General features: G+C 29.6%; 5 protein-coding genes. All 5 read right to left on the bottom strand.

Annotated elements, in window-relative coordinates; genetic code table 11:
• A partial coding sequence (locus BUW93_RS14795) for a hypothetical protein (protein WP_157893347.1) occupies nt 1-452 on the bottom strand: 452 nt, incomplete at its 3' end.
• Between the two features lie 172 nt (nt 453-624).
• Entirely contained in the window at nt 625-1659 is a 1035-nt protein-coding gene (locus tag BUW93_RS14790) for a hypothetical protein (protein WP_081212523.1), read from the bottom strand.
• Between the two features lie 181 nt (nt 1660-1840).
• Nucleotides 1841-2323, bottom strand: a complete 483-nt coding sequence (locus BUW93_RS14785) for a hypothetical protein (protein ID WP_081212522.1) — start codon at nt 2321-2323, stop codon at nt 1841-1843.
• A 364-nt stretch (nt 2324-2687) separates the two neighbouring features.
• Nucleotides 2688-3839 carry a TlpA disulfide reductase family protein gene (locus BUW93_RS14775; RefSeq protein ID WP_081212520.1) on the bottom strand — a complete coding sequence of 384 codons (1152 nt, stop codon included), beginning with the start codon at nt 3837-3839 and terminating at the stop codon, nt 2688-2690.
• Nucleotides 3840-4641: 802 nt separating this feature from the next.
• Nucleotides 4642-5316 carry a hypothetical protein gene (locus BUW93_RS14770; RefSeq protein WP_081212519.1) on the bottom strand — a complete coding sequence of 225 codons (675 nt, stop codon included), beginning with the start codon at nt 5314-5316 and terminating at the stop codon, nt 4642-4644.
• Nucleotides 5317-5339: the final 23 nt, after the last annotated feature.

Genomic DNA, 5339 nt, shown 5'->3' with positions numbered 1-5339 from the left:
ACTGTTTCACAAGATTTTCCGTCTCCATTATTTACTATTGACCTTAAAAGTCCGAATTGAATTGTCTTATATTTTTCCGCATTTATTGAGTCTCCAACTATTTTATAAGTCTGTCTCAATATTTTATGTGCCGTCATACTCGTGTAGTCAATACTCAACATCTTTTTCGTGATAGAAATAATACTGTCATATTTCGATTCCGACATTTGGCGATACATTTCTTTTTTCAAATCCCCAAATTCAGAACTTCTTTCAGACGCAATTTTGAATTGATTGCTTTCTATGAAACTTTCTCTAAATGATTTATAGTCAATGTCAGTTTCTCCATTTTCAAGCATTTGCACTGTTTTACTGTAATCATCGTCAAATTCAGGAACTTTAATTTCCGTTTGTCCAATTACAATCTTGAAATTGAAGAGAAGTATTATAGTTATAAACCAATGTTTAATCATAGTTCGGGATTTTTTTTCAGCTTGCACATAACGGTCTCGTATATTCGTCAGTTGTGGTAGTGAATATACGGATTTGTCCGATTTAGTTTTTTAATTCTTGATTTCTGTAAACTTTCTTTTAGCTGAAAGGCCGCAATTGCGAATATGCGTTGTTGTGCACTGTGCTTTACCACTAATTTTCATTTATATATTCATTTATTAGGGAAATGACTTTATCCGAGGTAAGTTTATCTTTTGGGCTACCACCCACTTTATGAGGAACGTATTTTTCATTTTTTAATTCGCTCAAAATATTCGCCTTTTTATTTCCTTTGCCACTATGATGAAAAATTTGTCCGGTAATTATTAAGTTGTATTTACTTTGCCCTTTGATTAAACTTCTTAGTAAATTACTATTTTCAAGTTTAGAATTATTGTAAAAATCAATATTCCAAGAGTTAATTTCTATACCCAATTTCTGAAAGAATTTATTCAATTCTTCTCTAATCATAGCTGAGTCTGTCACTTCTCCTAAAACACAAATATTAAATGGATTAGGTAAGAGAATTTGTTTTATCGGTTCACTTTCTAGATTTTGAGTATGAGAAGATATTAATTCAAGATTTTTCTTTTGTATTTGTAAATCTTTCTCTTTTTCCTCTAATTCTAAAGTTGTGTAATCCAAAAGGAAATCTTTATTCTCAATTTCTGAAAGTAATTTTTTGACTTTTTTATCTAATTCGGTCTGAGTTTTCTTAAGATCTAAGAATGTGTAAATGTCTAAAAGTGTTTCTTCTATATTTTGTACATCTGAGTATTTCCTTGTAAGTATTACAAAACCGTCAATTTCAATATACGGACCAATCTTAATTCCATTTGCTTCATTTCCAATTCCTATTGTTTGCCCAATTCTAAGTTCAAGGCCAATAGTATTTTTTAACAACTCGTATAAATTTATTTGTAGGCCTGCTCCATTTTTGGTTTTAAATGGGATTTTCTTTAGGAAATTATTTAATTCATCCTCAATTGTAATAACTTGAAAGCTTGCGATTTGTCTTGCAGAATACCTTCTTAAAATAATGAATCCGTCATCACAAGAATAAAGGATTCTTTCTATATTAAATTTTGACTTTTTGTTAGATAAACTTTTCGAAACTAAATCTTCTTCTAAATGATTTAATTTCTCAAATTTCTTTTTTAAAACTTCTTCTGGATTAGGTTTTTTCATTAATTCCGGATTTCAAAAAGCATTGTGCACAACGGTCTCGGTTATCGCCAGTTGGCGGAGTAGGGAACACGGATTTGTCGGCTTAGTATTGGTTTGTTGGTCAAGTTAATTATTTTCTTTCTAACGCTGCCGCCTATTGGCGATGAACCGTTGTTGCTGCGCGTTTTTTTAGAATCATCTTCTATTTTAGTTCTGTTATTTCGTGAAATCCTTTTTCGTTCATTCCTATTCTTTTTAATCCGACAGAATCACCAAAAAATTTTATTGATACAATAGCAGACTTATTTTCATCCGGTTTTGACCAGGATAAATTATTTTCAAGTATCTCTTTTATATTTAATTTATCAGTTTCAATATTTGTTTTATTTTGTAAACTAAGAACGCAAGATTCACCATTTTTATAAACTAAAATTTGGAAAGAAAGGACACCCCTAATCCTCTTTACTACTTCTTTATCAAATTTTGTTGAAAGTATATTGATTATATCTTCATTTGGTGTAACTGTGATTTTATCCTTCTCCACTACAAAATGTGAAGTTTCACATCCTTCAAATTTTTCCTCAAATAAATTTTGACTCGATAAGTTGAAAGGAATAAAGAATAAGAATATTAAAAATGTCCAATATAATTTATCAGTTTTCGAAATAATAAAGTTGTTTATCACTATCTATTTATTTAATGGAGTTTTAAATTTTTTTGTGAGGAATAATATTAAACCAGCTGTGAATATAATTGTTCCAATTAGAAATCCGTCAAACAGATCCGGCCAAAGCATTATTTTAGAAACAAACTCGTATATGATCAATATTAATCCGAGAAATATTAGAAATTTTGAGAATTTCATTTTTGTTATATTTTAGTCAGTCAGTTTATTTTCTTTACTGAATTATGTGAAAATGCGCTGCAACGGTCTCGGTTATCGCCAGTGTGCGGAATTTAGCACACGGAGTTGTCGGCTTATTGTTTTGTTGTTTGTAGTTCTAAGTTATCGATTTTGTTTGAATACCGCATATTGGCGTTAACCGATGTTACCCACCGTTTTGTATATGGTTGCTAATTTGTTGTATTAAACCATCTGTATATCCATTCCACTTTTTTAAAACGATTCCATTTTTATCAAATAAATAATAAGTTGGGGTGGCAAAAACTCGATATTTAGTAAATATATCACTATACCTTCCTTTTTCATCACACACACTTGTCCAGGATAAATTGTTGGACTTGTAATTTTTAAGCCAATCTTCTTTATTTTTGTCAACGTTAACTGTTACGATTTCAAGTTTCTCATTTTGCTCTTTTGACAGTTTTTTGATTTCTGGTACTGCCTTTAAACACCAACTGCAATAGGGAGAATAAAACTCTAAAAGCACATATTTGTCTTTGAAAAAATTTGAGAATGTTACTTTATTTCCATTTTGATTTTCTGCTGTAAAATCATAAAACTTATCACCTTCTTTCAAAGGTTCATTTTCTAAGTAGGTTTTCAATACTTTCGCATATTCTGAATTTTCAAAGTCAGTATTTAGATTAGCGATTTGCTTTCTTATGAAAGGTTTCGGGAACTCAGTTTTATATAAAACCAGTTGTGAAAGTGCATAATCTGAATTTATATTTTCGGAGATGAAATTTTCTGTTATTTGATTTGTTTTATTGTCAATTGTGATAATTATGCCATCCTCTTTTGACCAATATGCTTTTTGTAGACTATCACTCCATTTGTCCTCTCTTCTTAATGCAAACATTTTCTGCAAGTACTCACTCCTCAAATTATTCAATGAATCTGTTCTCTGATCTAGATCATTTTTGTATTTATGATATTTTGAACCAGTAATCTTAAGGTCATTTGGAAAATCATTTTTATTGCCTTCAATCTTAATTTTTTCATTTCCAATAAAGATAAATGAATAAACTCTCTCCTCATCATTTTGAATATTTAGATTTACTTGAATTGGAGGTTTTTCAATGGTTCCCTTAGCTTCAAATTTTCCATCAATTATTTTGGTAGAATCTAGAACTTTTCCATTTGAAGCATTGGATACTAAGATTCTTGAACCGTCTTTTATACCTTTTATATTGGCGGTAATATGGAAGTTTTTGTTTTCTGCTATTTTCTCTTGTTCATTTTCTTTTTTGCAACCAATTATGATAGTAAATAAAATTATGAATATTGATTTTTTCATTTTTATTTAATTAGTTCAGTTCTGTGTCAAAAAATGGTGGGTAACGGTCTCGGTTATCGCCAGTTGGCGGAGTAAGGGACGCGGATTTGTCGGCTTAGTATTGCTTTGTTGGTCAAGTTAATTATTTTCTTTCTAACGCTGCCGCTTATTGGCGATGAACCGTTGTTACCTAGCGTTGCGACACGTTCGAGTAAGTTCTCTAACCGACCATTGCCGCGCTAAGGCACCAAAAATTATGAATGCTATCTGGATTAATAAAAATAAATTCTTTTACGATTTTAGCTTTAGCAGGCTTTTAGTTTTTTAAATCTGGTTTAGAATTATGAAATTCAATAGTAAGATTTGGTGTTTTGAACCTTTTTTAGTTTTTAATTTTTTTGTCAAGTTTTTAAAATTTTTGTGTGTAAATTTTAATTAAAATTATCGGAATAGTAATATCAATCCGAGAATTATGAGAGTCAGTTCTCCAAGTATGATTTTGATATTATTGGCTTGCACAAAATCTATTTTATCATTTTTAATAAATTGATTCAATGTCCTGATCCCTAAAATTAAACCAGCTGATATTAATATTATTCCAAGAATTAAATTCAAAATTATTTTATTTACTTTTTAGTTTTATTTTTAATCTTAGGATTCATTTTAGTCGGAGCAATGCTTGGTAACGGTCCCGGCTATCGCAAGTTGCGGGAGTAAGGATGCGGATTAGTCGGATTAGTTCTTTTAATAATTGATCTCTAAAATAACAATTTTCAGCAAACTGCCCGTTATTTGCGATGAGCCGTTGTTGTGTGTAGTTTTATTAGACTTTTTTTAGTATCCAAACATTTTTTTTATTCAATGAAGTCAATTTTAAATTCCCATTTGCCTGTTTTTCAATTAAGAATTTTTGTGTTTCAGGATTAGCATTTTCAAATTTCACATTAGAAAAATAAATGTCTATGGCCGAATTGTAACCTAAAAGGGGTTTTAGATTTACTTCAATATCATTCATTCCTAGTGATGAAAATTTTAGAGATTTTATTTTATCATTAAATAAACTGAATGCGTTACTAGATTTTATTGTCGTAGCAATAAATATTTCTCCATTTTCATCATTGAAGTGGACTATAGCATCTGGATTTTGTTTTTCATTTTTATAATGAACATTAAGAAATAGATTTGTCTGGAGTTTCTCCAAACTATTATTTTGTTCTATTCTGTTTTTCTTAGTTACTACAAAATCTTTTTCTTCTGATTCTTGAAAATTTAAAATCAAAGTATCACCTTTAAATTTGAAATTTCCTTTTCTAATTGTTGATGTTTCTAAGTGTTTTTTGGTAACCTCTTTGAATAAATAATTTTTTTGAAAATTAATAAAGGTGCTTTCCTCTGTTCCTGGAAATTTATCTATTCTTTGATATTCTCCAGAAATATTTTGTGCAAACGCAGGAAGATAAAGCAATGAGCTTGTGATTAGAAGTAAAATTTTATTCATTGTTTTTTAGCAGAATTTGGATA

The organism is Salegentibacter sediminis, assembly GCF_002078605.1.
GTDB lineage: Bacteria > Bacteroidota > Bacteroidia > Flavobacteriales > Flavobacteriaceae > Salegentibacter > Salegentibacter sediminis.
The sequence above is the reverse complement of the archived record's forward strand: the minus strand, read 5'-3'. Positions and strand labels throughout refer to the sequence as shown.

Coding starts and splice junctions, on each gene's coding strand:
- BUW93_RS14775 (WP_081212520.1), bottom strand. CDS start 3,839: ATGAAAAAATCAATATTCATAATTTTATTTACTATCATAATTGGTTGC.
- BUW93_RS14770 (WP_081212519.1), bottom strand. CDS start 5,316: ATGAATAAAATTTTACTTCTAATCACAAGCTCATTGCTTTATCTTCCT.
- BUW93_RS14790 (WP_081212523.1), bottom strand. CDS start 1,659: ATGAAAAAACCTAATCCAGAAGAAGTTTTAAAAAAGAAATTTGAGAAA.